Below are 24,903 nucleotides of genomic sequence, written 5' to 3'. Positions count from 1 at the left end.
CACTTTTATTCTAGTTTATGGGTTGATTGTCGGACGATTAAATTCCCTTTTAATTCTATCGATTGACCGACGCTTTCTCCATTAATTAAACTAATCAAATGATGTACCGCTGTTTTTCCTTGTAGCACAATTGGATTTTGGACCGTTGTTAATGGTGGGGTAAAATATTCTAACAAGTCAATATCATCAAAGCCCACCACACTATAATCTTTTGGTACATCGTAATTCAAAGTGCGCATGGCTTTAATAGCACCAATGGCTGATAAATCGTTGCCGGCCACAAATGCTGTCGCACTCTTTGGATTACTTTTTAAAAATTCTACCGTCGCCTTAAATGATGCTTCTTCTTCAAAATAGCCGCGAATAATTAATTTCGCGTCAAAAGAAATTTTAGCTTCTTGTAAAGCTCTTAAGTACCCTTTGAAACGTTCTTCATTGTCATACACGTCATTAAATCCAGCAATGTATGCAATATTTCGATGCCCAAGTTGTGTTAGGTGCTTCGTCGCTTGATAACCTGCTTCGGCTGAATCAAAAACCACAGAACCAATTGACTCCGAGGAAATATTTCGATCAATAAAAACTGCTCTAATTTTTTCTCGTTTAATTGCTTCTAGGTCACTAGCAGTGATCATATCTTCAAAACCAATCACACCATCAACAATATTTCCTAAAATACTATTGAGGACAACTTTTTTATCGGTAGAAATAAAAACATTTACGCCATAACCATAAGCTTCGGATTCTTTAGCAATAGCATCAACTAAAGTAGAGAAATAAGGACCCGTGATAGAATTTGTATAAAAACCCAACATTAAAGTGGTTTTTCCTTTGAGCTGTTTGCCCATAAGATTTGGAACATAATGAAGTCGATCAGCCGCTAACAAAACTTTTTCTTTTGTTTTTGGCTTAACAACATCTACACCGTTTAAAGCTTTAGAGACGGTCGCAATGGAGACGCCCGCTTCTTTAGCGACATCCCTAATAGTAATTTTGTTCATGCGACTTGCCTCCTTAAATAAAAACGTTTTTATGTTTCTATTATATCCGACCGTTTCGAAATTGCAAGCACTTTTTTAACCGTTTTCTATAAAAAATCAAAGTGAGTGTATATACAGGTGCCTTCGATTTGTTTGAGTTGGAGCAATTGGTTGGATACGTAATCATGCTTGATGACACACTTTTCTGTGACTTGGTATAATTTATTTTGCAGGGAAATTTGTCCATTTCCAGACTCAATAAATAACAAAAGTTTTTTTACTGAAAAGTTTGGAGCGGAGTAAGTTACGCAATCATTTTTTTGTAATTTTAAACCGAATCGATCCCAGCCGTTGTCAAAAGAAAAACGATTTTCTTGTCGCGGAGTCACTTCAACAATAGAAATTGGAGCCTCTTTGTGAAAATTAAAAAGATTTTCTTTAGGCTGTCTTTCGCCAACACTTTCCATAAATTCAGTCGCGCGCAAGGTGTAAGGACCGTTACGTAAAACGGCGAAATCGGTCGCTGAATTTTTTTGGCAATTTTTTAATTTCAGATTTTCTAGCAGTTGGGAAAAAATTTCTTGTGCCTTCATTGCGCCAGGGTGTTTTTTTCCGGCGGCATAATCTAAAATAAGTTGCCAATCTTTTGGCGTTTTAATCGTTACCGGACAATTATTTTTGCCCATTTTTTTGTAAGGCCAAAAGTGATAAGAAATATTTTCAGCTTCACAAATTTGGGTCATACCAGAAAACCACGGTAATAAATTTTCACCAGTTTCCCCTAACCAGAGCGGCACTTGCCATTTATCCTGAAGTGCTAAAAAGTCGGCGAAATTTTCTTTTTCTGGCAACGTGGCATAGCGGTGGAAATGAATCACATAATTATCGTCATAACGCTGGTTAAAAATTAATGGATTGGTGGCCCAATGATGGCCTTCTAGTGAAATCATATGATAGGTATCAAACTTACGAATAGCGGCAATCGTTTCTTGATAAAACGCGAATAAGCGATTTACAAAAAATTGCTCTTGCACGGGATCAAATCCCGGACGAATCGGTTCATTTAATAAATCAAAACCGCCAATCACTTGGTTCTGGGCGTAGCGTCGGGCAATTTCTTGCCAGAGCGCTACACCTTTTGCAAATTGTTGGTCATCTAAAAATAAGCGGGGCAAATCGTCAGCCGAATCGTCAATATTAGCTCCCGTTTGTCCACCAGGTGCTCCGTGGAGATCTAAAATCACATACAAGTCGGCTTCTTGGCACCAAGAAAATATTTTTTCCAAAAGAGCAAAGCCGTCTTCTTTAAAAACAGCTTCCGGTTCATTTTCCAAAAATAAATCCCAGTGGAGTGGCAGGCGAATCGAGTTGTAGCCCATACTTTTTTGATACAGCAAATCCTCAATTGTAAAATAATTATCGGTAAAATCTTGCCAAAATTTTTCGGCGTTGGTGTCACCTAAAAGCTCGGCGACCACTTGTTTCATTCTCGCCGGTCGGTCCATGCGAGAAATACCAGAAGCTTGCCACATGTAGCCTTCTTGCAAAAGCCAGTTGCCAATCCCCCAACCTTTTAACAGAATTTCCCCATCATCATTGACGAGATTTTTTCCATTGGCGCGAACAAAACCGTTAACTATTTGTGCCATATATTGGCTCCATTTTCAGAAATAGTTTTTTGATACCAAGCGAAACTTTCTTTTTTGCTGCGAGCCAGCGTGCCGTGGCCTTGATTATCTTTGTCCACATAAATAAAGCCGTAACGTTTTTCCATTTCGCCAGAGCCAAAGCTGACAATATCGATCACGCCCCAAGGAGTGTAGCCCATCAGCTCCACGCCATCCAAAACGACAGCCTTCATCATCTCTTCAATGTGGGCGGATAAATAATCGACGCGGTAGTCATCATGAATTTTGCCATCGTCAGAAATTTTATCGTAAGCGCCGAAACCATTTTCCACAATAAATAATGGCAAATTATAACGCTCGTAAACAGTATTCAAAACGTAACGCAAGCCGACAGGATCGATTTGCCAACCCCAGTCGCTAGCTTTAACGTGATTGTTGCGGACAATTTTTGCCCCAGGATAAGCATCCGATGCGTCAGAGCCTTTGATTTCCGGCAAAGTGGTGACCGCCGCCGACATATAATAACTGAAACTAATATAATCCACTGTGCCGGCTTTTAGTGCCGCCAGTTCTTCGTCGTTGTAATTAATTTCGTAGCCTTTTTGTTCCCAATCGGCCAACGCGTAACGAGGAATTTCGCCACGAGCATGAATATCATTGTAGAAAAATCTCCGCTGCATAACTTTTTCAGCCGCCAACACATCTTCAGGATTGGCAGAATATGGATAAACCGGCACGTAAGCCATCATGCAGCCGATTTGCATTTTCGGATTGATTTTGTGACCAATGGCAACAGCTTTAGCCGAAGCAATCAGCTCATTAAGGGAAGCTTGGATCATCATTTGTTCTTTATTTTCGCCAGGGCCAGCAATAAACGCAGAGTTGGTCCAGGTGTGCAAGTCATGAGCGCCATCTGCTTGATTATTAATTTCGTTAAACGTCAGCCAATATTTCACTTTATTTTGATAACGAGTGAAGACAACTTCAGCGAAATGAACGAAAAAGTCGATCACTTTTTTATTAGTGAAACCACCATAAACTTTAGCCAAATGGAGCGGAATTTCAAAATGCGACAAAGTGATCACTGGTTCAATGCCGGCATTTAATAATTCGTCGAATAAGTCATCGTAAAATTGCAATCCAGCTTCGTTGGGCGTTTCTTCATCGCCATTTGGAAAAATCCGCGTCCAGTTAATCGAAGTCCGAAAAGCTTTCATTCCCATTTCTTTGAAAAGAGCGATATCTTCTTTGTAATGATGATAAAAATCAATCGCCTCGTGGTTAGGATAATATTTTCCAGGGAGCACGCCGTCCGTAATTTCGCGAGCCACGCCATTGGATCCGGCGGTCATCACGTCGGCTGTACTCAGCCCTTTTCCGTCAACATTATAAGCCCCTTCAACTTGATGCGCAGCCACAGCCCCGCCCCATAAAAAATCTTTTGGAAATTCTGGCATAAAAATTCCTCCTTAAAGTAAGGTTGTGAAAAAAGCGTTCTGGGGTGTAGAGAATTAGGAAAATTTTTCGAAAATCCTGCTTCTGGATTTTTAAAAATTTTATCTATTCTCCTAACCACAGCCTTTTTCACACCGTGAATCATAGGTTGTCGAAAGAACGATTTGCTCCGTAGAAAATTAGGAAAACTGAGGATGAATGGAACATTCGACAGAAGTTTTATCTATTTTCCTAGGAGCAGTTCTTAAGACACCGTTCATCAGGTTGTCACCAACCTCGTTACACTCATTATAAAACCCTTCCATATATTTACTACCCTCTTATCACTTTTTGGCAAATTTTTTCAAAAAAGAAAAAAACGCCATCGTGGTACACAGCGCACCAGAGACGTTTTTTTGTTTGTTTAAATTCGATAAATTAAAAATCAGTTTCTAATGAATAGTCTAAAATTTGCTTCACTAAAAGGAAATCTTCCCCTCTAATTCGGTCAGCGAACTCATTTGATTTTATTCTTCCAAGGATAATGTCTTATACATTTTTTTGCCACTCTTCTTGGGCGATATCTTGCCAAATTTTTGTCTCGTCGTTTTTAAATTCACTATTCGAAGTAAAAGGATTTTTAATTTTTGGAGAAAAAATTAAACTCCCGCTATTACTTTTATAGACAACAAATTCAGTCCCGGCAGCGACATTTAATTTTTTTGGAATAGAAATAGAAATGGAATTACCAACTTTTCTGGTTACTACTTCTAGCATCACGATCCTCCTTCTTTGTTACAAAATAGTTATACCGTGTATCGTCAGATTACACAAGAAAAAAATAGCCCGAGTTAGCGTTTCAAGCTAATCGGGCTATTTTTAATTGTTTAATTATTTAATTTTTCCACTTCAGCTACGAGTGATTCTACTAGAAAAAGAGCGGGAATTTGACTGGTGAGATCGTTAAAACGATCGGCATGGCGGATATCCACGTGATAGCTCAACGTGTGATCGGCCAGTTGAGCCAGCAAACTATTTTCATTAGCACAAATAGCGACCGTCGTATAATCGTCCCGATTTTTAAAGCCATTGATGGTTTCCAAAAGCTCCGTTGTAGTCCCAGTCACCGACAAAACAATAATCACATTGTTGACGGTGTTCCGCAATTTTTGCGCGATGGGATAGGTGGGATCGGTGAGGGCAAAGCTGTTGTAGCCAATCGTCGCCATTTTTCGCGCGGCATAATCACACAAAGAACCCGACGCTCCCATGCCGAAAAAGACGACATTTTCCGCTTCGTAAATAAATTGTGCCACTTCTTGTAAATGCTGTGACAAATTATTAGGAAAATTTTCTGCTGCCAAAAGTTGCTGACCTGTTTGAAAAAATTCTAGCTCAGTGCGGGGTTCATTTTTAAAATTCGCTTTAAATTCCACAAAGCTAGAAAAGCCCATTTTGCGAATAAAACGCATCACGGAACTAGCGCTCGTGTGGGATTCATTGGCGATTTCTCGAATGCGCATGTAGCCAATTTTTTCGGTGTGGTCGGCGAAATATTGATAAATCGTTCGGTCAACATCAGAAAGCTGATTGAAATCAATTTTACCAAAAAGAGACATGAGTGCTCCTTTCACAGATTGTTGGGGTGGGGTTTTGATTGACGGTGTGTTTTGTCCAGCAGTTAGGGAAAAAGATAGAACTTCTGTTGAATGTTCCATTCATCCTCAGTTTTTCTAATTTTCTACGGAGCAACCCGTTCTTTCGACATCCTTTTTTTGACGGTGTCTTAGGCGCAGTGACTAGGAAAAAAGATGATTCTTCCGGCGAATGTTCCATTCGCATTCAGAATCTCTATTTTTCTACGTCCCTGTTCGCGCCTTCGACATCCTTTTTTTGACGGTGTCTCAAAGCCTGCGCTTAGGAAATTAGACAAAATGCCTACTGACCGCTTTGCGTTCATTCACCATTTCCCTAAATTTCTACAGCGCAAATCAGCTTTTCGACATCCTTATTCACGGTGTGAAAAAAGCTGTGGTTAGGAGAATAGATAAAATTTTTAAAAATCCAACTTCGGGATTTTCGAAAAATTTTCCTAATTCTCTACACCACATAACGCATTTTTCACATCCTTATTCAAATATATTCCCTGGTACGACACTGATGGTTTTTGTGGCGGTGTCGACATTTTCGACGTAAAGTAAGCTGGTGTAGTCTTCTACTTGGCGGCGTCCTTTGAAATTCGATTCGGCAAAAACGGTGATGCCTACAAGTTCGCAGTCGAATTCTTCAATCATGGACTTCATGCCGTTGACGGTGCCGCCGCCTTTCATAAAGTCGTCCACCACTAAGACGCGCGAACCGGATTTCAAACTGCGCTTAGAAAGTTCCATTTTTTCAATCCGCTCTGAGCTGCCGGAAACATAATTAACGCTCACCGTGGCGCCTTCTGTGATTTTGCTGTCGCGGCGGACAATTACAAAGGGCACATTTAAATAATAAGCGACGGCTTGGGCAATCGGCACGCCTTTTGTAGCCACCGTCATAACGGCGTCAATTTTTTTGCCGAGATATTTGGAGGCGATAATTTGGCCGACTTGGCGCAATAATTCGGGTTGCCCTAATAAATCGGATAAATAAACGTAGCCACCAGGCAGTAAGCGATCTTGTTGGGATAATTTTTCTGACAAATCGGCAATCATTTGCTTAGCGACGCTCTCAGAAATGGCTGGTGTAAACACGACACCGCCGGCCGCCCCTGGCAAAGTTTCCACCACGCCAAGTCCCCGCTCTTTGAAAGTTTTTTTAATAATCGCAATGTCTTCACTAATGGAAGATTTTGCTGAGGAAAAGCGTTTGGCAAAAAAAGTTAGCGAAATCAGTTCATGGGGATGGTTGAGCAAATATTGGGTTAAATCAATCAGTCGTTCACTGCGGCGAATTTTCATAAAAGTTCCTCCAAAAAATATTTTATTTTTAAATGCACAAAAAATCGTAAGCCTCAATTATTATATGGGGATTTACTGAAAAAAGCGAGGAATTTCTGCGAATTTTTAAAAAAAGTTCGGAAAAAAACGTTACCTGCACCTAAATCGGTGTTGGCAACGTTTTTTATTTTCTTAATTTTTATCGCGAACTTTCGCGGCTTGATTTTGTCGGAAGCGTAAAATAATTTTTTTAAAGAGATTAACGAGAATAAAAATCGCAATAAACAGTAACGTAATCGTCGCACCAGGCGGCGTGTCGACTTCAAAACTCGTGTAAAGTCCGCCCAGCATGCCGATCAGTCCGACCACAACGGCGACTACCAACACTTGGTTGAAACTTCTGCCAATCCGCATAGCAATCGCTGCGGGAATCACCATAATCGCCGAAACCAACAGGGCGCCGGCAATCGGAATCATGACGGCAATCGCCACGCCGCAAACAATATTAAAAATGCTTGACATCAAGGACACCGGCAGTCCGTCAACAGACGCCACGTCTTCATCAAAAGTCATCACATAAAGTGGCCGTTTGACCAGGACAAATAAAATCGCCAAAGCGACAAATAATCCCGCCAATAGCCAGACTTGGCTCCAAGTAATTGTCACGATTGAACCGAACAAATAATTTTGAATATTAACTCCTTGGGCATTTTCGCTGAGACTCATTAAAACTAACGCTACCGAAAGCCCGGCAGCCATTAAAATCGCGATGGAAATTTCTGAATATCCGGCGTACATCCGCCGCAAATATTCTAAAACAATCGCCGCAATTACTACGACTAATAACGTGGTAAACGTCGGGTTAAGATTGAAAAATAATCCCAAGGCGATACCAGCTAGCGAGACGTGACTTAAGGTGTCGGCCAAAAGCGATTGCCGGCGGACCACTAGAAAGACGCCCAGCATGGGGGCGATGCCGGCCATAAATAAAACCGCCAGCAAGGCTCGTCTTAAGAATTCATATGAAAGCAGCGCCATGGGGAGTCCTCCTTTTTCACTAAACGAATGTGGCGATCCGCATATTCTTTAATATCGGCGTGATCATGGGTAATCATTAAAATACTTTTCTGATGATGATGGGCTTGGTGGGATAAAAGTTGATAAAAATCTCCCCGGCTCACTTCATCCATCCCGGTTGTCGGTTCATCTAAAATAAATAAATCCGGATCACTGGCAAAAACGCGCGCCAAAGAAATTCGCTGTTTTTGGCCGCCAGATAATTCGCCAATTCTCCGCTTGCGGTATTCCCACATCCCCACAGCTTCCAATGCTTTTTGGACTTGTTGGTGATCTTTTTTTGTTAGCTTAGAAAACCATTTTTTATCCGGATAACGTCCTGAAGTCACTAGTTCTAAAACAGTCGAAGGAAATCCGGCATTAAATGAAGAAATTTGTTGGGGAATGTAGCCGATTTTTAATTTCTCGCCTTTTTGATTGGTTTTAGCAATCGTCACCGTTCCACTTCTTGGCGTCAATAAACCGAGCGTGCATTTAATGAGGGTTGATTTGGCGGCGCCATTTTCCCCGGTTAACGTCACGAACTCGCCAGGATCCACGTAATAAGAAATGTCTTCCAAGACTGGTTCTTCGTCGTAATAAAAAGTTAAATCTTTGACATCAATGTAGTGCATCGCACTCGCCTCACTTTATTTTATGCTTAGGGTCAGGCTGGCTAAATTTTCCCGCATCACGGAAAAATAGTCGGCGCCATTTTGAATTTTTTCAGGGGATAAACTTTCTAGCGGATCTAAAACTGCTAGTTCAACGCCGGCTTCGTTAGCTAACGTTTCGCTAATTTTTTGGCTGGCATTTTGTTCAAAATAAATCACGGAAATCTGCTTGTCGTCGACAAAATCTTTCAGCTCGGCCAAACGCTTCGGACTGGGCTCCACTTCCGCCGATAATCCGGCGATAGCCACTTGCTCTAAGTTATAGCGGGCCGCCAAATAATAAAAGGCGGCGTGCTGAGTGACAAAGGTGCGTTGGGTAGCTGAACCGAGCGCTGCTTCAAATTCTTCATTTAAAGCGTCAAATTCATACTGAGCATCAACTGCATTTTGCAACCAAATGTCTGCGTGGCCAGGAATTGCCGTGGTCAACTCTTGCATAATAGTAGAAAGTTCAATCGCCGCATAAACAGGATCCAGCCAAACGTGGGGATCTTTCGTGTGGCTGTGATTATGTCCGGTTTCGGTTTCACCTTCAACGGCTTCCTCATCAGCGGCAGTTTCAGTTTCTTCATCATGACTATGATCATGGGCATCATGGGAATGGTCATCCTCATCGTCAGTCTCAACTAAATCAATCTCTTTGGCCGCTTCAATGGCTGGCGTGTCGCCGATATTTTTTAAAACGTCAGTCACCCAAGTTTCCATTTCCACCGAATTATAAACAAAAGCATCGGCGTCGGCAATTTTGGCCATATCTTTGGCGGATGGTTCGTAATCGTGGGGCTCGGTGCCGGCGGGAATCAAGAGTTCCACATTGGCCGTGTCGCCGACAACCATTTTGACAAAAGCATACATAGGATAAAAAGTCGCTACAATGGTTGGTTTATCGTCATCAACGGGCGTGCCGTCGCCATTTTGTTCGGCTTCAGCGGCGTTGCAGCCACTTAAAGTGAGCATTAATAGTAATAAAAGTCCGGCAAAAAATTTTTTCTTCATGTCGTCTCCTTTGAAAGTTTCCCTTTATTTTTTCTTGGCGTTTGAATTTTTCAATCCATTTTCAACTTCTCCACTTTATCATGCCCAAAAGGATTTCGTCAAGAATAAAATAATATGAAATTTCATTCAAATGTATGGTTCATCACATGTTCAGGGTCATAAAATAACAAAATTAGATGAAATTAATCTTTTTTTACAGCGTCCGAACTAAATAAACTTCGTGGCAAAAACCTTTCATACTATTATAAACGCGTTTGGCGCGAGAATAATTTTGACACAAACCATAAACGGTCGGACCAGATCCAGTCATTAGGACGCCATCTGCGCCGAATTGTTTCATCTTAGTCTCGATTTTTTCCACAATCGGGTAGCGCTCTTTCGTCACACTAGTTAAAGAGTTGCCTAAATTTTCAATAATTCCTGAATAATCTTGGGCGTTGACGGCCGCCACTAGCGCGTTGATATTTGGATGAGTGACTTTGGAAACATCTAGCGCTTGAAAAATTTTGGCGGTGGACACACTAACAGGCGGCTTCACTAAAACGACCCACATTTTTGGTAGCTCTTTAAGTGGCGTAATAATTTCCCCAAATCCGGTAACTTGGGCGGTTTTTCCATGCACGCAAAAAGGAACGTCGGAGCCGGCGATTAAGCCGATTTCCGCCAAATCCGCCTTACTTAATTGTAAATTCCACAACCGATTCAGTCCCCGCAAAGTAGCCGCGGCATCCGTTGATCCGCCACCAAGACCGGCGGCAATCGGAATGTTTTTTTCAATAGCAATATGTAACCCTGTTTCCTTATGGTATTTATTTTTCAGAAAATGGGCCACTTGATAGGCGTGATTTTTTTTATTCAACGGCAAAAATGCGTTATTGCTAGTGACTATAATTTTATTTCCTGGGATTTCTTTTAAAGTCACCCGATCGGCCAAATCCACCGTGGTCATCACCATGGACAACTCGTGGTAGCCATCTGGGCGCAAAAATTGCGTGTCGAGGCCTAAATTTATTTTAGCGGGGGCTTTTTCTAAAATTTCCATGGCGACTCCTTTATATATTTTCAGTAGACGAGCCTTATTTTTAACCACAAAAGTTAGCTTTATCCGCATTTTAACAAAAAAACGCGCAAAAAAACACCTCAAGGCTTTCCTTAAGGTGTTTTAGGCTAAGCAATAACTTCTACTAGCTCAGCATCTTGAAATTGAATTTCTACCGTGTGGGTGAGCACATCGGAATAACTGTATGAAACACGTTCAAAAGAATTTTCATCCTGATTGAGATCCACAACAAAGACAGATGGATACGTCTCCGTCAAAATTCCATTCCGCTCGGTTTGTCGTTTACGACCGGTTTGAGCGACTAATTTAATCTTGCTACCTAAGCGACCTTCAAGTTCTTTCTTGATCGCCGTTAACGTTGTTGGCATCGGCTTCACCTCTACGGTATTATACCATTTTCGCCAAAAGAATTCAAGTGTATCATAAAATATTATTTCTGGCAAATAATATTTTCGTGAAGCACTCTCATTTTTTAGGCGTCTGCAAACATTTTTTCATTCAAGGTTAAGAGTCGGACAAATTGTTGAAATTGTTTTTGATAATTTTTTTTCGGCACTACGGTGGCGCCAATTTTTTGCGCCTCTTTAAAAGTTAACTCAGGAGCCGCGATTTTCACTGCGCCTAACGCTGAGGCTTCGTTGTTTTCTTGGAAAATCAATGGTCGCTGCAAGACATCGGCGGCCAGTTGGGCCAGCGCTGGTGTTTGAAAAAATCCACCGTTGGCTAAAATTTCACTTCTAGGACCCGCGGCATCTTCCACGCTTTGCAAAATAATTTTCATATTAAATAAAATACCTAAAATCACGCCAAAAAATAAATCAGCATTGTCTTGCCCATAACGTAATTGCCAAAAACTCCCGGTCGCTTCTGGCTGCCATAAGGGTGCCCGTTCTCCTAATAAATACGGCAAAAAAACAGGCGGTTGAGTACTTTTTAACGCCTTAGTAATGGCCAGGCTAAATTCAGTTTCTGGAAAAAAGCGCTCCTTGCCCCAAGCTAACGTCGAACCGGCATTCGAACTGGCGCCGCCAATTAACCAACCATTTTCTTGATAGTTGTAACAAAATAATTGTTCCGGCAAAACTTCCGGCAATACCGGACTTAAATAACGCAGCGCCCCGGAAGTCCCCATCGTCATTACCGCTTCATTTCCGGTTTTTACCGCGCCTAAATTAGCCAAAACACCATCGCTGCCACCAATAAAAAAGGGCACGTCTCCTTTTAGAAAAGGGAACTTATCACTAGCTACTGGCGAAAAACTTTCTGTCATGGCTTTTAATTGCGGCAATTGCTTAGTGGTAATGCCGGCCCAATGGAGAATTTCTTCATCATAAATGCCGCCGTCTGTTTTCATTAAGCCCGTTGCTGCCCCACAAGCGACATCTTGCCATAATTTTCCAGTCAATAAATACCATAAATAATCTTTAAAGCCCACAAAGTAGCCGGCTTTGGCAAAAATTTCTGGGCGATTTTTTTCAAGCCATTTGATTTTATAAACTGGAGCCATGGGATGCACTGGCACGCCGGTTTTTTGCAAGAAATTTTCTCTTTGTGTTGCCGTTAATTTGCTTGTCACACTCACAGCCCGGGTGTCGGCAAAAGTCAGCAGCTCCGTCAATGGTTCAACATTTTCATCAAGGACTAACAGCCCGTGCATCGCCGAGCTGAAGCTGACTAATTGAAGTTGCGGGGCAAAAAGTTGCCAGACTTCGGCTAAACATCCTTGCACCGCTTGCAATAAATCGGAAATTTTCAACTCCGCCATTCCTGGTTGATCTTGCACTAATTGATAGCTACGATACACTTGATGGCGCACCACGCCGTCTTTGTTATAGACAACTATTTTAGTTTGGGTCGTCCCTAGATCGATTCCCGCATATAATTTTTCCATTTTGTTTTCCTTTACGTATGTTTTATTAGAGTATGTAAGAAAGGAGCGTCGTCAAATGTTCTATTTTTTATTAGGCAGTATTTTCGGGTCGTTTGGCCATGTTTTAGTCAGTCGTCTGACGAGCAGAGAAAATTTTCTTACTGGTCGTTCCCGCTGCGACGCTTGTCAACAGCAGCTGGCCGCCTATGACTTACTGCCTATTGTTTCGTATTTTATTTTACGGGGAAAATGTCGCCATTGCGCGACACTCATTCCTAAAAGTATTTTACTACTAGAAATATTTTCCGGCCTGCTTTTATTTTTTTCTTTAAGTTGTTGGCACAGTTGGCTGATTTTTTTCTGGCTCTTTACAGCCTTACTTTTAAGTCTCGAAGATTTTTGGACCCAACAAGTGGACTTGCGCCTGCTCCTAATTTCTCAAATCATTTTACTTATCGCCTATGGATTCACTGGAAGTATTTGGCATTTGGAAACGTTAGGGCTAGCCGTAATTTTTCTCGGCGGATTATTTCTTGTGGCCGGCCGAAAAATCGGATTGGCCGATCTTTTGCTACTGCTTTTTTGGAGTCCGCTGTTTCACATGGAACATTGGCTCATGTTAATTATTGTCGCCAGTCTTTCTGGGCTGCTTTTTTCCCGCGCCAATCAGCCTCTGCCGTTTATTCCTTTTTTAAGTTTCGCCCTTGTCATCACTCTCATCATAGCAAAATAACTGCGCCGACTCAAAATTTTTGGTAAAATAAATAAAAAGAACAGGAAAGCCGGTCACCTCATGAATCTCACCCCCACCCATTTCAACACGTTTCACCAAGAAATTTTTGGTTTTAGTCAATTAAAAAAAGTCCGCACGCCAGAAGAAATCGCCCAACTTAAAAAAATCTTCCAAGCAACTTGGCTAGATTTCAAAAGTTGGCAGTTAGCCGTGACTACCCCATTTCTTTTCACCAAAATAAAATGTGAAAGTTGGACTAACGGTTGGAAGTTGCGGACTCATTATTGGTGTCCTTATCGCACCATTGCTCGCAGCGACGAAGCTCCTTGTCTAGCTACTATGCTTAACGGGAAAAACTTTCGGATTTACCTTATGTATCAACATTACAAATCCGACAATTCACCGATTCGCCCGGCTGATTATAATCAAAAAATCGCCCAGCTGCCAACTGCCGCCCAACACTTCACTGACTTAGAAAATTATTATATTTGGACGAGTCAAGACGCTGAAGATGGCGATTATCTTTCACTAACTACTTATCTTGAAAATCCCGCGCTCCAACAAAAATTTCAATCCCAACTCAATGAAACTACCACTTTTCAAGTCGGTTATTTTTTACCTAGTGACCATACTTATCCCGACATTGAAAAAATCATCGCCGAAAAACTCACTGAACTCATTGCTCTTTATGAATCAGACGCTGCCTAAAAAAAAAAATCTCGACTTTGGTAAATACTTACCTAAAGTCGAGATTTTTTTTATTTTTGAGAAACTGGCACCCGCAACTCTACTTCAGAGTCTAGTGGGTTGCCATTCAATAAAGCTTCCACTACAAAATGATCCGCTAAGTGAATTTCTGGATTCGCTGGTAAAATTTCGCCAAAAAATGTTGCGATCAATTGGTCAAATAACTCCCGACTTGCTGATCCACTCGCTGCTAAAACGAGATAATCTCCAGCTGGAATCACCTTCGTCACGGCCTTTTTATCAACAGCTGTTGTATTAGCACCTGCAAAATATTCTGCCTGGTCTTCTGATGTCGTACTTATCGCAAAACCAATTTGGTCCCGGGATTCTTTCATTAGAGCTGCAAATTTTCCACTTTGCGCAAATTGGAAAAAGTGAGCCGATTTACTTTTCGAAACCTCATTAATATTTTCCATCGTTGGTACAGGTAAACTTGTTGCGTAGCCGGATAAAGTGATTTCCGGAAAATTCTTTATTTCAAATTGAGTCATTGTTTTTGCCTTCTTTCCTTTGGTATGTTTATACTATAGTAAACAATACCTGACAGCAGTCTGTCATATATTTAAGCGAGGTAAAAAAATGCGAATTGAACGTTTAATTTCCATGGTAATGATTTTACTGCAAAAAGAATTAGTCTCCACGAAAGAATTGGCCGCCATTTTTCAAGTGACGCCCCGAACGATTTTACGGGATGTGGAAGCTTTAAGTCTGGCCAATATTCCCGTCTACACCCAGAGAGGACGCAACGGCGGCGTTGGGTTATTGCCTAATTATAAAGTCGACAAAAAATTATTAACGGCTCAAGATATTTCAAATTTACTAACCGCCCTTTCCAGTGTCCAACAATTAATCACCAGCCCCGAATTGAGTGCTACTATTACAAAAATTCAAGCGATGGAACAAGAAAAATCTCCTGAGTCTTTATCGATTCAATTTTCCAAGTGGCAAGGACAAACTGAAATAAAAAAACTTGCGGAAAAAATAAATCAAGCCGTCACCCAACATCGCCTTATCGAATTTTCTTATTATGATCGTCTCGGCGTGGCCACCCAGCGAATCATCGAGCCGTATCATCTGGCCTATCTTAGCGATCGTTGGTATATTGAAGGATTTGCTACCAAGCGCCAAGACTTTCGGACGTTTCGCCTTTCTAGAATGACTAACGTTGTTTTACTAACAGAAACTTTTACCCCGCGACCCTTCTCCTCCCAAATTTTACCGCCAGCTCATCAATCTTTTCAACCTATATTTTTTGCCATTACCTTACAAGCTCAACAATTAATTCGCGATATTTTAGTCGAGCGTTTTGGTGAAGCCAAGATGACCGCCGTTAATCAAGATGAATTTTTAATCGAGCTCACTATACCAAAATCAGAAGCTAGTTTTCGCTTTTTAATGTCTTTAGGTAAACGTGCTAAAATTATTAAAAGTGATCCTCTTTTTTTAACTGAATTTCGCCAATATCTCGCCGCAGTCAGCTCCTTATATTAAAAAAATCCGCCAAGTTATCTTTACGATAGCTTGGCGGATTTTTCATATAACAAGTTAAAATTTTTCAACAGCTGTTAAATTATTCTTTTTCAGCGTCTTCCCGTTCCATTTGTGCTTGAACGTCGGCGATTGAATAAACAGCATCTGAAGTAATACCGACTTCTTTAGGTTCCATGTTCCGGTATCTTGCCATCCCGGTACCAGCTGGAATGATTTTCCCGATAATAACATTTTCTTTCAAGCCTAATAATGGATCGCGTTTACCACGAATGGCTGCATCAGTTAAGACCCGAGTTGTTTCTTGGAAGGAAGCAGCTGATAAGAAACTGTTGGTTTCTAATGAAGCTTTAGTAATCCCCATCAAGACTGGACGACTCGTTGCCGGTGTGCCACCAGCAATCAGCGTTTCGTAATTTTTCGCGCGGAAATCAGCAACATCTAATAATGTGCCTGGTAAAATTTCGGTGTCACCTGGATCCATGACCCGGATTTTCCGTAACATTTGCCGAACCATTACTTCGATATGTTTGTCCCCAATTTCTACCCCTTGCATCCGGTAAACTCGTTGAACTTCTTTAAGCAAATAGTTTTCCACTGAAATGGCATCACGCACTTGCAATAATTGTTTAGGATCAATTGAACCTTCCGTTAATGCATCGCCCCGATGAATTTCTGAGCCAATAGTGACTCTCATCCGCGCGGTAAATGGTACCACGTAACTACGCGTATCGATTTTACCAGAAACGGTCACTTCTTTTTGACGAGTAGCAGCGTCTTCAGTAATATCAGTCACTGTCCCAGTTACTTCAGTAATAACTGCTTGCCCTTTAGGATTCCGAGCTTCAAAAATTTCTTGAACCCGAGGTAACCCTTGCGTAATATCGTCTCCGGCAACACCACCGGTATGGAATGTCCGCATCGTTAACTGAGTACCAGGTTCACCGATAGATTGAGCAGCGATTGTTCCGACTGCTTCACCAACTTCAACTTTAGTCCCAGTAGCTAAGTTCATCCCATAACAATGACGACAAACGCCATGTTTTGTATTACATGTAAAGACGGAACGAATCGTTACTGAAGTGACACCTGCTTCAATAATTTGTTTAGCAATATCTTCAGTAATTAATTCATTTGGCGCAACTAAAACTTTACCTGTTTCAGGATTTAAAACAGATTTACGTGCATAACGCCCGATAAGACGTTCTTCTAATGATTCAATGACTTCGTTGCCTTCTTTAATCGCCGAAACGACTAAGCCACGATCAGTCCCACAATCATCTTCACGAACAATCACATCTTGCGCTACGTCAACTAAACGACGAGTTAAGTAACCTGAGTCAGCTGTTTTCAAGGCTGTATCGGTCATCCCTTTACGAGCGCCGTGCGTGGAAATAAACATTTCTAAGACCGACAAACCTTCACGGAAATTAGAAATAATTGGTAATTCCATAATCCGACCATTTGGAGCGGCCATTAAGCCCCGCATCCCAGCAAGCTGTGTAAAGTTGGAAATATTACCACGGGCTCCGGAATCACTCATCATAAAGATTGGATTTTTTGCATCAAGACTTTCCATCAGTTTCAATTGGATTTGATCTTTAGCATTGGTCCAAATTGCAATAACGCGTTCATATCGTTCGTCATCAGTAATCAAACCACGACGGAATTGTTTTGTAAAATCAGCCACTTGGCGGTGAGCTTCTTCAATAATTTCGTGTTTTTCAGCTAAGACGGTAATGTCGGCAATCCCAACAGTCATCCCAGCATGAGTGGAATGTTTATAACCGAGATCTTTCATCCGGTCTAACATTTTTGATGTTTCAGTTACTTTAAAACGTTTGAAAACTTCAGCAATAATATTACCTAAGTTTTTCTTTTTAAATGGTAAAACTAACTCTTGTTCTTGAATATGAGCCAATACGTCAACAGCTGGATCAATAAAATATTTATCCGGCGTTTGAACAGCCAAGTTAAAGTCAGTTGGTTCATTTAAATAAGGGAATTCTTTAGGCATAATTTCATTGAAAATAACTTTACCAACCGTTGTAATCAATAATTGATTTTTTTGTTGTTCGGTAAATGGTTTGTCTAAAGAGTTGGTTTGAATCCCGATTCTCGTGTGCAAATGGACATACCCATTGCGCCAAGCCATGACAGCTTCATTCAAATCACGGAATACTTTCCCTTCGCCTTCGCGTCCAACTTCTTCCATTGTTAAGTAGTAATTCCCTAACACCATATCTTGTGAAGGGGTAACAACTGGTTTCCCGTCTTTTGGATTCAAAATGTGGCTAGCAGCCAACATTAACATCCGTGCTTCAGCTTGTGCTTCTTCATTTAATGGCAAATGGACAGCCATTTGGTCACCATCAAAGTCGGCGTTATACGCTTCACATACTAATGGGTGCAAACGAATGGCCCGGCCTTCAACCAAAATTGGTTCGAAAGCTTGGATTCCCAAACGGTGCAATGTAGGTGCCCGGTTTAAAAGAACAGGATGTTCTTTAATCACTTCTTCTAAAATATCCCAAACAACATCTTCTTGACGTTCGATTTTGCGTTTCGCATTTTTAATATTAGAAGCAACTTCACGGCTCACTAATTCCCGCATAACAAATGGTTTGAATAATTCAATTGCCATCTCTTTTGGCAGACCACATTGGTACATTTTAAGTGATGGTCCAACGATGATAACGGAACGACCAGAGTAATCCACCCGTTTACCAAGTAAGTTTTGACGGAACCGACCTTGTTTCCCTTTTAACATATGAGATAAAGATTTCAAAGGACGATTACCAGGACCCGTTACCGGACGGCCACGGCGACCATTATCGATTAAAGCATCGACAGCTTCTTGGAGCATCCGTTTTTCATTTTGAACAATAATTGATGGTGCATTAAGATCCAATAAACGTTTCAAACGGTTATTCCGGTTAATTACACGACGATACAAGTCATTTAAATCACTCGTCGCAAAACGGCCACCTTCTAATTGCACCATTGGACGCAAATCAGGAGGAATTACTGGAATAACATCCATCACCATCCAAGAAGGTGTATTTCCAGAAGCACGGAATGCTTCTAAAATATCCAAACGACGAATAGCCCGCGTCCGTTTTTGTCCTTGAACTGTTTTTAAATCTTCTTTTAATTCTTCAACTTCTTTTTCCAATTCTACTTGGTCCAAAAGTTGTTTTACAGCTTCGGCACCCATTGCAGCAACGAAAGTATTACCATATTGTTCTAATTTTTCCCGGTATTCTCTTTCAGTCAGCAATTGTTTGCGTTCTAAAGAAGTTTCACCTGGATCAATTACAACATATGATGCAAAATAAATAATTTCTTCCAACGCACGTGGGGACATGTCTAAAACAAGACCCATCCGTGATGGAATACCTTTAAAGTACCAAATATGAGAAACAGGTGCAGCCAGTTCAATATGACCCATCCGTTCCCGACGAACTTTAGAGCGTGTTACTTCAACGCCACAACGGTCACAAACAATACCTTTATAACGAATTCTTTTATATTTACCACACGCACATTCCCAGTCTTTAGTCGGTCCGAAAATCCGTTCATCAAACAGACCTTCCCGTTCTGGTTTCAATGTACGATAGTTGATAGTTTCAGGTTTTTTTACTTCCCCATAAGACCAGCTACGGATTTTTTCCGGAGAAGCTAGCCCGATTTGCATACTTTCGAATTTATTTACATCGATCAAAAGGGATTCCCTCCATTTCATTTTTAACAACAAGCAAGAACTTGCCCTGAAAACAGGGCGAAGTTCAGACGAGATTGATCTTTGATGATGACCTTATTGACGGTGTCTCAAAGGCAGCAGTTAGGAGAAAAGATAAAATAATTGAAAATCCAAAACCGGGATTTTTAATTATTTTCCTATTTCTCTACACTGCTTAACGCCTTTTCGACATCCTTACTCTTCATCGTCGATTGCTTCGTCTAGTGCTTCGTCTGCTTGGATATCTTCTACTGTGGCTTGTTTTTCGATTTCTTTTGCACTTTGTTGTTCTTGGAATTTAGCCATGGCGTCAACGGTGATTAGATCATCGTCGTCGTCCATATCCCGTAATTCGATTTCTGCATCTTCATTATCTAATACTCGCAAATCAAGACCTAAAGCTTGTAATTCTTTAACCAATACGCGGAATGATTCTGGTACGCCTGGTTTTGGAATTGGATCGCCTTTGACGATTGCTTCGTAGGTTTTCACCCGACCAACTACGTCATCTGATTTGTAAGTTAAGATTTCTTGTAATGTGTAAGCTGCGCCGTATGCTTCTAGGGCCCAAACTTCCATTTCCCCGAAACGTTGTCCACCAAATTGAGCTTTACCACCCAATGGTTGTTGCGTTACTAGAGAATAAGGTCCAGTCGAACGAGCATGCAATTTATCATCAACCATGTGGGCTAATTTAATCATGTACATTACACCAACTGAAATCCGGTTATCAAATGGTTCCCCGGTCCGTCCGTCATACAAGACTGTTTTAGCGTCACTAGCCATTCCAGCTTCTTTGACTGTTTCCCAAACATCGTCATCATTAGCGCCATCAAATACTGGTGTCGCAACATGAATACCTAATGACCGAGCAGCCATCCCTAAATGTAATTCCAAAACTTGTCCGATATTCATCCGTGAAGGTACCCCTAATGGATTCAACATGATATCCACTGGTGTGCCATCTGGTAAGAATGGCATATCTTCTTCAGGCATAATCAAAGAGACAACCCCTTTGTTACCATGCCGTCCAGCCATTTTATCGCCTTCATGAATTTTACGTTTTTGGACAATGTAAACTCGAACGAGCATGTTTACTCCTGGTGACAATTCGTCATCAGCTGCTCTAGTAAAGATTTTAACATCGTGAACAATCCCGCCACCGCCGTGAGGAACACGTAATGAAGTATCGCGAACTTCACGCGCTTTTTCACCGAAAATAGCGTGTAGTAAACGTTCTTCAGCAGATAATTCAGTGACCCCTTTTGGTGTTACTTTTCCGACTAATAAATCGCCGTCTTTTACTTCAGCCCCGATGCGGATAATACCCATTTCATCGAGATTTTTCAAAGTATCTTCGCCGACATTCGGAATTTCTCTTGTGATTTCTTCAGGTCCTAATTTCGTGTCACGTGCTTCTGATTCATATTCTTCAATATGAATGGAAGTGTAGACATCATCTTTTACCAAACGACGGCTCATGATAATAGCATCTTCATAGTTATAACCATCCCAAGTCATGAAGGCCACTAATGGATTTTGTCCAAGAGCTAATTCTCCTTCTTCCATGGAAGGTCCGTCAGCTAAAGTATCGCCAACTTCTACAATTTCACCAACATGAACAATCGGACGTTGGTTGTAACTTGTTCCTGAGTTAGAACGACGGAATTTAGTAACTACATATTTATCTAAAGAACCATCAGCGCGACGCACGCGAACTTCGCCGGCATCTACATATTCAACAGTTCCATCATTTTTACATAATAAAGCAGCACCTGAGTCATGGGCAGATTTAAATTCCATCCCAGTTCCCACGATTGGAGAATGAGGATTAATCAACGGTACAGCTTGCCGCTGCATGTTGGCACCCATCAAAGCCCGGTTGGAGTCATCGTTTTCCAAGAAAGGAATACAAGCGGTAGCCACAGCAACTACTTGTTTAGGCGATACATCCATGTAATCTACTTTATCAATCGTTACTTCCAAGTTTTCTGATTGAGAACGCGCCATAACGATATCTTCTTTAAAAGTTCCATCGTCATTTAATGGGGAGTTTGCTTGCGCTACAATATAGTGATCTTCAATATCAGCAGTCAAATAATCAATACGATTGGTAACATGGTGCGTTTTCCAATCGACCCGGCGATAAGGTGTTTCAATAAAGCCGTATTTATTTACTTTAGAATAAGAAGCAAGCGAGTTAATCAACCCAATATTTGGACCTTCTGGCGTTTCAATTGGACACATCCGGCCATAGTGCGTGTAATGTACATCTCGGACTTCATAACCAGCGCGATCCCGTGTCAAACCACCAGGCCCTAAGGCAGATAGCCGACGTTTATGAGTCAATTCCCCTAAAGGATTGGTTTGATCCATAAATTGTGATAACTGAGAAGAACCGAAGAATTCTTTAATTGAAGCAACAACTGGACGAATATTAATCAACTGTTGTGGTGTAATGGTTTCTTGATCTTGAATGGACATCCGTTCGCGAACGACACGTTCCATCCGAGACAAACCAATCCGGAATTGATTTTGTAGTAATTCACCCACGGAACGAATCCGACGATTCCCTAAGTGATCAATATCATCGACATTGCCGATACCATCCATTAAGTTAAAGAAATAACTCATGGAAGCAATCATGTCAGCGGGACGAACAGTTTTCACTTTATCGCCAAGGTAGCCATTACCAATAACTGAAACAACCCGTTCAGGATCGTTTGGAGAAATCACTTTAATGATTTGGACAGTCATAGGTTCAGTGACTACCGCATCTTCAGAAGGATAGAAAGTGACCGCATTTAAGCCGGCCAATAAATATGGTTTCAAGTTGTCCATGACTTCGTGCGTCATTTCGACACCTTTTTCGACTAGAATTTCGCCAGTTTCAGCATCAACTAAAGTTTCAGCTAAAGTTAAATTCAATAAACGTGTGGATAAATCGAGTTTTTTATTGACTTTATAACGACCCACATTCGCTAAATCATAACGTTTTGGATCAAAGAAACGAGCATTCAGTAAATTCCGTGAAGAATCAGCCGTTTTAGGTTCGCCTGGGCGGAGTCGCTCGTAAATATCTTTTAATCCTTCTTCAGCGCGGGAATCGCCTGGATTTTTGTGAAGATCTTTTTCGATTGTGTTACGTAAAGTTAACGCATCACCAAACATCGATAGAATCGTGTCATCTGAGCCAAAGCCCAACGCCCGAATTAAAGCGGTCATTGGAATTTTTCGCGTCCGGTCAATCCGTACATAAGAAATATCTTTAGCGTCAGTTTCCATTTCCAACCACGCACCGCGGTTAGGAATCATTGTTGAGCCAAAGCCTTCTTTACCATTTTTATCCACTTTACCATGGAAATAAACTCCTGGTGAACGAACTAATTGAGAAACGATAACCCGTTCGGCACCATTAATAATGAAGGTTCCTTGTTCAGTCATCAGTGGGAAATCGCCAAAGAAAACTTCTTGAGCTTTGATTTCGCCAGTTTCGCGGTTAGCAAGACGTAAAGTTACATGTAGTGGTGCTGAATAGTTGGCATCATGTGCCCGTGCTTCAGCGACAGTGTACTTTGGTTCTTTCAGGTCATAATCGACAAATTCCAATGATAAATTGCCATTGAAATCTTCAATGGGTAAGACATCCTCAAACATTTCCTTGAGGCCTTCATCTAAAAACCATTGATAAGAGTCGGATTGAATTTCAATCAAGTTTGGTAATTCTAAAACTTCCGAAATCCGTGCAAAACTTCTACGTTCTCGGTGCTTTCCGTATTTAACTACGTGTCCAGCCAAGCTCTTCACTCCTTTATTTATTCAAAAAGAAGAAATGTTACAAAAACATTGCAAAGATTAAATTTTCTTTACATCGTCTTTTACCCCTGATTTTTGGGCAAAAAAAAGACAAAAATAGAATTTTCTCTTCTTGATCAAGCGAGTTTCTACTTTTGTGCATCTATTAAACGAGGATGGACAATATTTCACCCTGTTTTTGTTTTCATTTCAAGCAACATTTGCAACTCCTAATTTTACACAGAATACGTGCTCTTGTCAACTGTTTTCCGCAAAAAAAATAGAGCCAATTTTCATTGACTCCATTTTCCTGTGCTCCACTTAGATTAGATTAGTTCATTAAAAAGTCTAACACATTCCAACCGTCACTAGATGTTGCTTTATACAATTCAGTGTAGCCGCATTGGGTACAAGAAATCGTCACGAATTTTTTATTTTGCACATCGAATATTTTCGCGAAATTCCCGCCAGTTGCTTGGAATTGATCGGCCTCATAATGCATATTGCCGCATTTATCGCAAATATATTGTTTCTTTTCCATCTTCATCATCCTTTCTTTAGTATCCAAAGTATAGCTCTTGATGGGCGTCAATGCTACAATTAAAATAAAAACTAAAGGAAAAAACAATGGAAATTGAAAAAATATACGAAAAATTAAGTCGCGACGTGCCAGAAAACTTACAAATTCATTTTCAAGTTGCATCACAGTCTACTATGACTGAAATTAAACCTTATACCGCCCCAGTGCTGTTATTAGCCGATCAACAAACCCAAGCGCACGGCCGCTTTTCTCGTCCATTTTTTACAGTTGCTGGTGGTGGGATTTATTTTAGTTTAAAAATTTCTGATATTGAGAGCGGCACTTTTCCTACTATTATTACTGCTGTTGCCCTTTGCCAAACAATCGAAAAGCTAACGACGGCAAAACCTATGATTAAGTGGGTCAACGATCTTTATTTGCAGCAAAAAAAATTGGCTGGTATTTTGGCTACTCGTGTAATTAGTAGTGCTGATGTTTATGAAACAATTATCGGTGTCGGTTTAAACTTTAATATTCCAGAAAACTTATTTCCAGAAACTTTAGTTCAGCAAGCAACTTCACTTTTTTCAGGAAATCCGGTGGTCAGTCAAGAAACTTTTATCGCCACTTTTTTGAATTATTTTTTTGCCAATCTTAAAAAAGATTCGAAAGAGATTTTAACATTTTATAAAAGTCGCTCATTTGTTTTAGGAAGAGAAGTCTCTTTCCAACAAAATCAAAAAACTTATATCGGATATGCTCGTGACATTATGCCTGACGGTGCTCTTTTAGTAGAATTAGCCAATCATGAAAAAATCATCCTCCACTCTGGAGAAATTTCTTTAAAAACATGGTAACAAAAGAAAAAAAGCGTGACGTTCTTGATGATAAAGAGCTTCACACTTTTTTATTTAAAAATATTTTTTTGCAAAAAAAAATCGCCAGATAGGCGATCTTACGAGTCGGGAAGACAGGATTCGAACCTGCGACCCCCTGGTCCCAAACCAGGTGCTCTACCAAGCTGAGCTACTTCCCGAAATAACAGATTAAATTAAAATACGCGCCCAGAAGGAGTCGAACCCTCAACCTTTTGATCCGTAGTCAAACACTCTATCCAATTGAGCTATGAGCGCATAAATAGTGCCGAGAATCGGAATCGAACCGATACGGTGATCACTCACCGCAGGATTTTAAGTCCTGTGCGTCTGCCAGTTCCGCCACCCCGGCATCTCTGAAATCTGGCTTTTCCTCTATAA

The 24,903-nt window shown here is 40.9% G+C and carries 20 protein-coding genes and 3 tRNA genes; 4 read left to right on the top strand and 19 right to left on the bottom strand.

Features of this window, described 5'->3' with window-relative positions; all coding sequences use genetic code 11:
* Positions 1 to 5 precede the first annotated feature (5 nt).
* From BQ5341_RS00435 to BQ5341_RS00380, 12 genes are all read right to left on the bottom strand, one after another.
* Positions 6 to 1,001: a LacI family DNA-binding transcriptional regulator gene (locus BQ5341_RS00435; RefSeq protein ID WP_071130109.1), complete on the bottom strand. Its 996-nt coding sequence runs from the start codon at positions 999 to 1,001 to the stop codon at positions 6 to 8.
* An 86-nt stretch (positions 1,002 to 1,087) separates the two neighbouring features.
* Entirely contained in the window at positions 1,088 to 2,629 is a 1,542-nt protein-coding gene (locus BQ5341_RS00430) for a glycoside hydrolase family 5 protein (protein ID WP_071130108.1), read from the bottom strand.
* Positions 2,617 to 4,065: a 6-phospho-beta-glucosidase gene (locus BQ5341_RS00425; RefSeq protein ID WP_071130107.1), complete on the bottom strand. Its 1,449-nt coding sequence runs from the start codon at positions 4,063 to 4,065 to the stop codon at positions 2,617 to 2,619. Before BQ5341_RS00425 ends, BQ5341_RS00430 begins: the two co-directional genes overlap by 13 nt.
* A 526-nt stretch (positions 4,066 to 4,591) precedes the next feature.
* On the bottom strand, positions 4,592 to 4,819 hold the full coding sequence (gene mazE, locus BQ5341_RS00420; protein ID WP_071130106.1) for a type II toxin-antitoxin system PemI/MazE family antitoxin: 228 nt from the start codon (positions 4,817 to 4,819) through the stop codon (positions 4,592 to 4,594).
* A 110-nt stretch (positions 4,820 to 4,929) separates the two neighbouring features.
* The gene (locus BQ5341_RS00415) at positions 4,930 to 5,661 is read right to left on the bottom strand and encodes a MurR/RpiR family transcriptional regulator (RefSeq protein WP_071130105.1); all 732 of its coding nucleotides are present in this window, start codon (positions 5,659 to 5,661) and stop codon (positions 4,930 to 4,932) included.
* 510 nt (positions 5,662 to 6,171) lie between these two features.
* Positions 6,172 to 6,987, bottom strand: a complete 816-nt coding sequence (gene purR / locus BQ5341_RS00410) for a pur operon repressor (protein ID WP_071130104.1) — start codon at positions 6,985 to 6,987, stop codon at positions 6,172 to 6,174.
* Positions 6,988 to 7,158: 171 nt separating this feature from the next.
* Positions 7,159 to 8,004: a metal ABC transporter permease gene (locus tag BQ5341_RS00405; RefSeq protein WP_071130103.1), complete on the bottom strand. Its 846-nt coding sequence runs from the start codon at positions 8,002 to 8,004 to the stop codon at positions 7,159 to 7,161.
* Entirely contained in the window at positions 7,977 to 8,657 is a 681-nt protein-coding gene (locus BQ5341_RS00400) for a metal ABC transporter ATP-binding protein (RefSeq protein ID WP_071130102.1), read from the bottom strand. Before BQ5341_RS00400 ends, BQ5341_RS00405 begins: the two co-directional genes overlap by 28 nt.
* 15 nt (positions 8,658 to 8,672) lie before the next feature.
* Entirely contained in the window at positions 8,673 to 9,692 is a 1,020-nt protein-coding gene (locus BQ5341_RS00395; protein WP_071130101.1) for a metal ABC transporter solute-binding protein, Zn/Mn family, read from the bottom strand.
* A 193-nt stretch (positions 9,693 to 9,885) separates the two neighbouring features.
* Positions 9,886 to 10,734: a 4-(cytidine 5'-diphospho)-2-C-methyl-D-erythritol kinase gene (gene ispE / locus BQ5341_RS00390; protein WP_071130100.1), complete on the bottom strand. Its 849-nt coding sequence runs from the start codon at positions 10,732 to 10,734 to the stop codon at positions 9,886 to 9,888.
* Positions 10,735 to 10,859: 125 nt separating this feature from the next.
* Positions 10,860 to 11,120, bottom strand: a complete 261-nt coding sequence (locus BQ5341_RS00385) for a Veg family protein (RefSeq protein WP_071130099.1) — start codon at positions 11,118 to 11,120, stop codon at positions 10,860 to 10,862.
* A 104-nt stretch (positions 11,121 to 11,224) separates the two neighbouring features.
* Positions 11,225 to 12,643, bottom strand: coding sequence for a gluconokinase (locus tag BQ5341_RS00380; RefSeq protein ID WP_071130098.1), 1,419 nt, complete (start codon positions 12,641 to 12,643; stop codon positions 11,225 to 11,227).
* 55 nt (positions 12,644 to 12,698) lie between these two features.
* Here BQ5341_RS00380 and BQ5341_RS00375 point away from each other — a divergent pair, with 55 nt between their 5' ends.
* Entirely contained in the window at positions 12,699 to 13,355 is a 657-nt protein-coding gene (locus BQ5341_RS00375; RefSeq protein ID WP_071130097.1) for a prepilin peptidase, read from the top strand.
* 60 nt (positions 13,356 to 13,415) lie between these two features.
* Complete coding sequence (locus tag BQ5341_RS00370; protein ID WP_071130096.1) at positions 13,416 to 14,063, top strand: HI_0552 family protein; 648 nt, start codon at positions 13,416 to 13,418, stop codon at positions 14,061 to 14,063.
* A gap of 50 nt (positions 14,064 to 14,113) precedes the next feature.
* Here BQ5341_RS00370 and BQ5341_RS00365 read toward each other — a convergent pair whose 3' ends face one another.
* Entirely contained in the window at positions 14,114 to 14,593 is a 480-nt protein-coding gene (locus BQ5341_RS00365) for a GyrI-like domain-containing protein (RefSeq protein WP_071130095.1), read from the bottom strand.
* Positions 14,594 to 14,681: 88 nt separating this feature from the next.
* Between BQ5341_RS00365 and BQ5341_RS00360 the strand changes: the two genes are divergently transcribed.
* Positions 14,682 to 15,593, top strand: a complete 912-nt coding sequence (locus tag BQ5341_RS00360; RefSeq protein ID WP_071130094.1) for a helix-turn-helix transcriptional regulator — start codon at positions 14,682 to 14,684, stop codon at positions 15,591 to 15,593.
* A 79-nt stretch (positions 15,594 to 15,672) separates the two neighbouring features.
* Here the strand turns inward: BQ5341_RS00360 and rpoC are convergent, their stop codons facing one another.
* From rpoC to BQ5341_RS00345, 3 genes are all read right to left on the bottom strand, one after another.
* Positions 15,673 to 19,314: a DNA-directed RNA polymerase subunit beta' gene (gene rpoC, locus BQ5341_RS00355; RefSeq protein ID WP_071130093.1), complete on the bottom strand. Its 3,642-nt coding sequence runs from the start codon at positions 19,312 to 19,314 to the stop codon at positions 15,673 to 15,675.
* Positions 19,315 to 19,527: 213 nt separating this feature from the next.
* Complete coding sequence (gene rpoB, locus BQ5341_RS00350) at positions 19,528 to 23,130, bottom strand: DNA-directed RNA polymerase subunit beta (protein ID WP_071130092.1); 3,603 nt, start codon at positions 23,128 to 23,130, stop codon at positions 19,528 to 19,530.
* 328 nt (positions 23,131 to 23,458) lie between these two features.
* Positions 23,459 to 23,668, bottom strand: a complete 210-nt coding sequence (locus tag BQ5341_RS00345) for a zinc ribbon domain-containing protein (protein ID WP_071130091.1) — start codon at positions 23,666 to 23,668, stop codon at positions 23,459 to 23,461.
* Between the two features lie 86 nt (positions 23,669 to 23,754).
* Here BQ5341_RS00345 and BQ5341_RS00340 point away from each other — a divergent pair, with 86 nt between their 5' ends.
* Positions 23,755 to 24,504, top strand: a complete 750-nt coding sequence (locus BQ5341_RS00340) for a biotin--[acetyl-CoA-carboxylase] ligase (RefSeq protein ID WP_071130090.1) — start codon at positions 23,755 to 23,757, stop codon at positions 24,502 to 24,504.
* Positions 24,505 to 24,609: 105 nt separating this feature from the next.
* On the opposite strand, the gene BQ5341_RS00335 is transcribed toward BQ5341_RS00340, so the two are convergent.
* From BQ5341_RS00335 to BQ5341_RS00325, 3 genes are all read right to left on the bottom strand, one after another.
* Positions 24,610 to 24,683 (bottom strand) — tRNA-Pro (locus tag BQ5341_RS00335).
* Between the two features lie 23 nt (positions 24,684 to 24,706).
* Positions 24,707 to 24,780: transfer RNA gene (locus tag BQ5341_RS00330), tRNA-Arg, on the bottom strand.
* Between the two features lie 8 nt (positions 24,781 to 24,788).
* Positions 24,789 to 24,874 (bottom strand) — tRNA-Leu (locus BQ5341_RS00325).
* Between the last annotated feature and the right edge of the window lie 29 nt (positions 24,875 to 24,903).

Origin of the sequence: Enterococcus timonensis, assembly GCF_900104595.1 — a bacterium.
Lineage (GTDB): Bacteria > Bacillota > Bacilli > Lactobacillales > Enterococcaceae > Enterococcus_J > Enterococcus_J timonensis.
The sequence above is the reverse complement of the archived record's forward strand: the minus strand, read 5'-3'. Positions and strand labels throughout refer to the sequence as shown.

Bases quoted from the DNA above. Each gene is read 5' to 3' on its own strand.
- BQ5341_RS00435 (WP_071130109.1), bottom strand. From the start codon at position 1,001: ATGAACAAAATTACTATTAGGGATGTCGCTAAAGAAGCGGGCGTCTCC.
- BQ5341_RS00430 (WP_071130108.1), bottom strand. From the start codon at position 2,629: ATGGCACAAATAGTTAACGGTTTTGTTCGCGCCAATGGAAAAAATCTC.
- BQ5341_RS00425 (WP_071130107.1), bottom strand. From the start codon at position 4,065: ATGCCAGAATTTCCAAAAGATTTTTTATGGGGCGGGGCTGTGGCTGCG.
- mazE (WP_071130106.1), bottom strand. From the start codon at position 4,819: ATGCTAGAAGTAGTAACCAGAAAAGTTGGTAATTCCATTTCTATTTCT.
- BQ5341_RS00415 (WP_071130105.1), bottom strand. From the start codon at position 5,661: ATGTCTCTTTTTGGTAAAATTGATTTCAATCAGCTTTCTGATGTTGAC.
- purR (WP_071130104.1), bottom strand. From the start codon at position 6,987: ATGAAAATTCGCCGCAGTGAACGACTGATTGATTTAACCCAATATTTG.
- BQ5341_RS00405 (WP_071130103.1), bottom strand. From the start codon at position 8,004: ATGGCGCTGCTTTCATATGAATTCTTAAGACGAGCCTTGCTGGCGGTT.
- BQ5341_RS00400 (WP_071130102.1), bottom strand. From the start codon at position 8,657: ATGCACTACATTGATGTCAAAGATTTAACTTTTTATTACGACGAAGAA.
- BQ5341_RS00395 (WP_071130101.1), bottom strand. From the start codon at position 9,692: ATGAAGAAAAAATTTTTTGCCGGACTTTTATTACTATTAATGCTCACT.
- ispE (WP_071130100.1), bottom strand. From the start codon at position 10,734: ATGGAAATTTTAGAAAAAGCCCCCGCTAAAATAAATTTAGGCCTCGAC.
- BQ5341_RS00385 (WP_071130099.1), bottom strand. From the start codon at position 11,120: ATGCCAACAACGTTAACGGCGATCAAGAAAGAACTTGAAGGTCGCTTA.
- BQ5341_RS00380 (WP_071130098.1), bottom strand. From the start codon at position 12,643: ATGGAAAAATTATATGCGGGAATCGATCTAGGGACGACCCAAACTAAA.
- BQ5341_RS00375 (WP_071130097.1), top strand. From the start codon at position 12,699: ATGTTCTATTTTTTATTAGGCAGTATTTTCGGGTCGTTTGGCCATGTT.
- BQ5341_RS00370 (WP_071130096.1), top strand. From the start codon at position 13,416: ATGAATCTCACCCCCACCCATTTCAACACGTTTCACCAAGAAATTTTT.
- BQ5341_RS00365 (WP_071130095.1), bottom strand. From the start codon at position 14,593: ATGACTCAATTTGAAATAAAGAATTTTCCGGAAATCACTTTATCCGGC.
- BQ5341_RS00360 (WP_071130094.1), top strand. From the start codon at position 14,682: ATGCGAATTGAACGTTTAATTTCCATGGTAATGATTTTACTGCAAAAA.
- BQ5341_RS00345 (WP_071130091.1), bottom strand. From the start codon at position 23,668: ATGGAAAAGAAACAATATATTTGCGATAAATGCGGCAATATGCATTAT.
- BQ5341_RS00340 (WP_071130090.1), top strand. From the start codon at position 23,755: ATGGAAATTGAAAAAATATACGAAAAATTAAGTCGCGACGTGCCAGAA.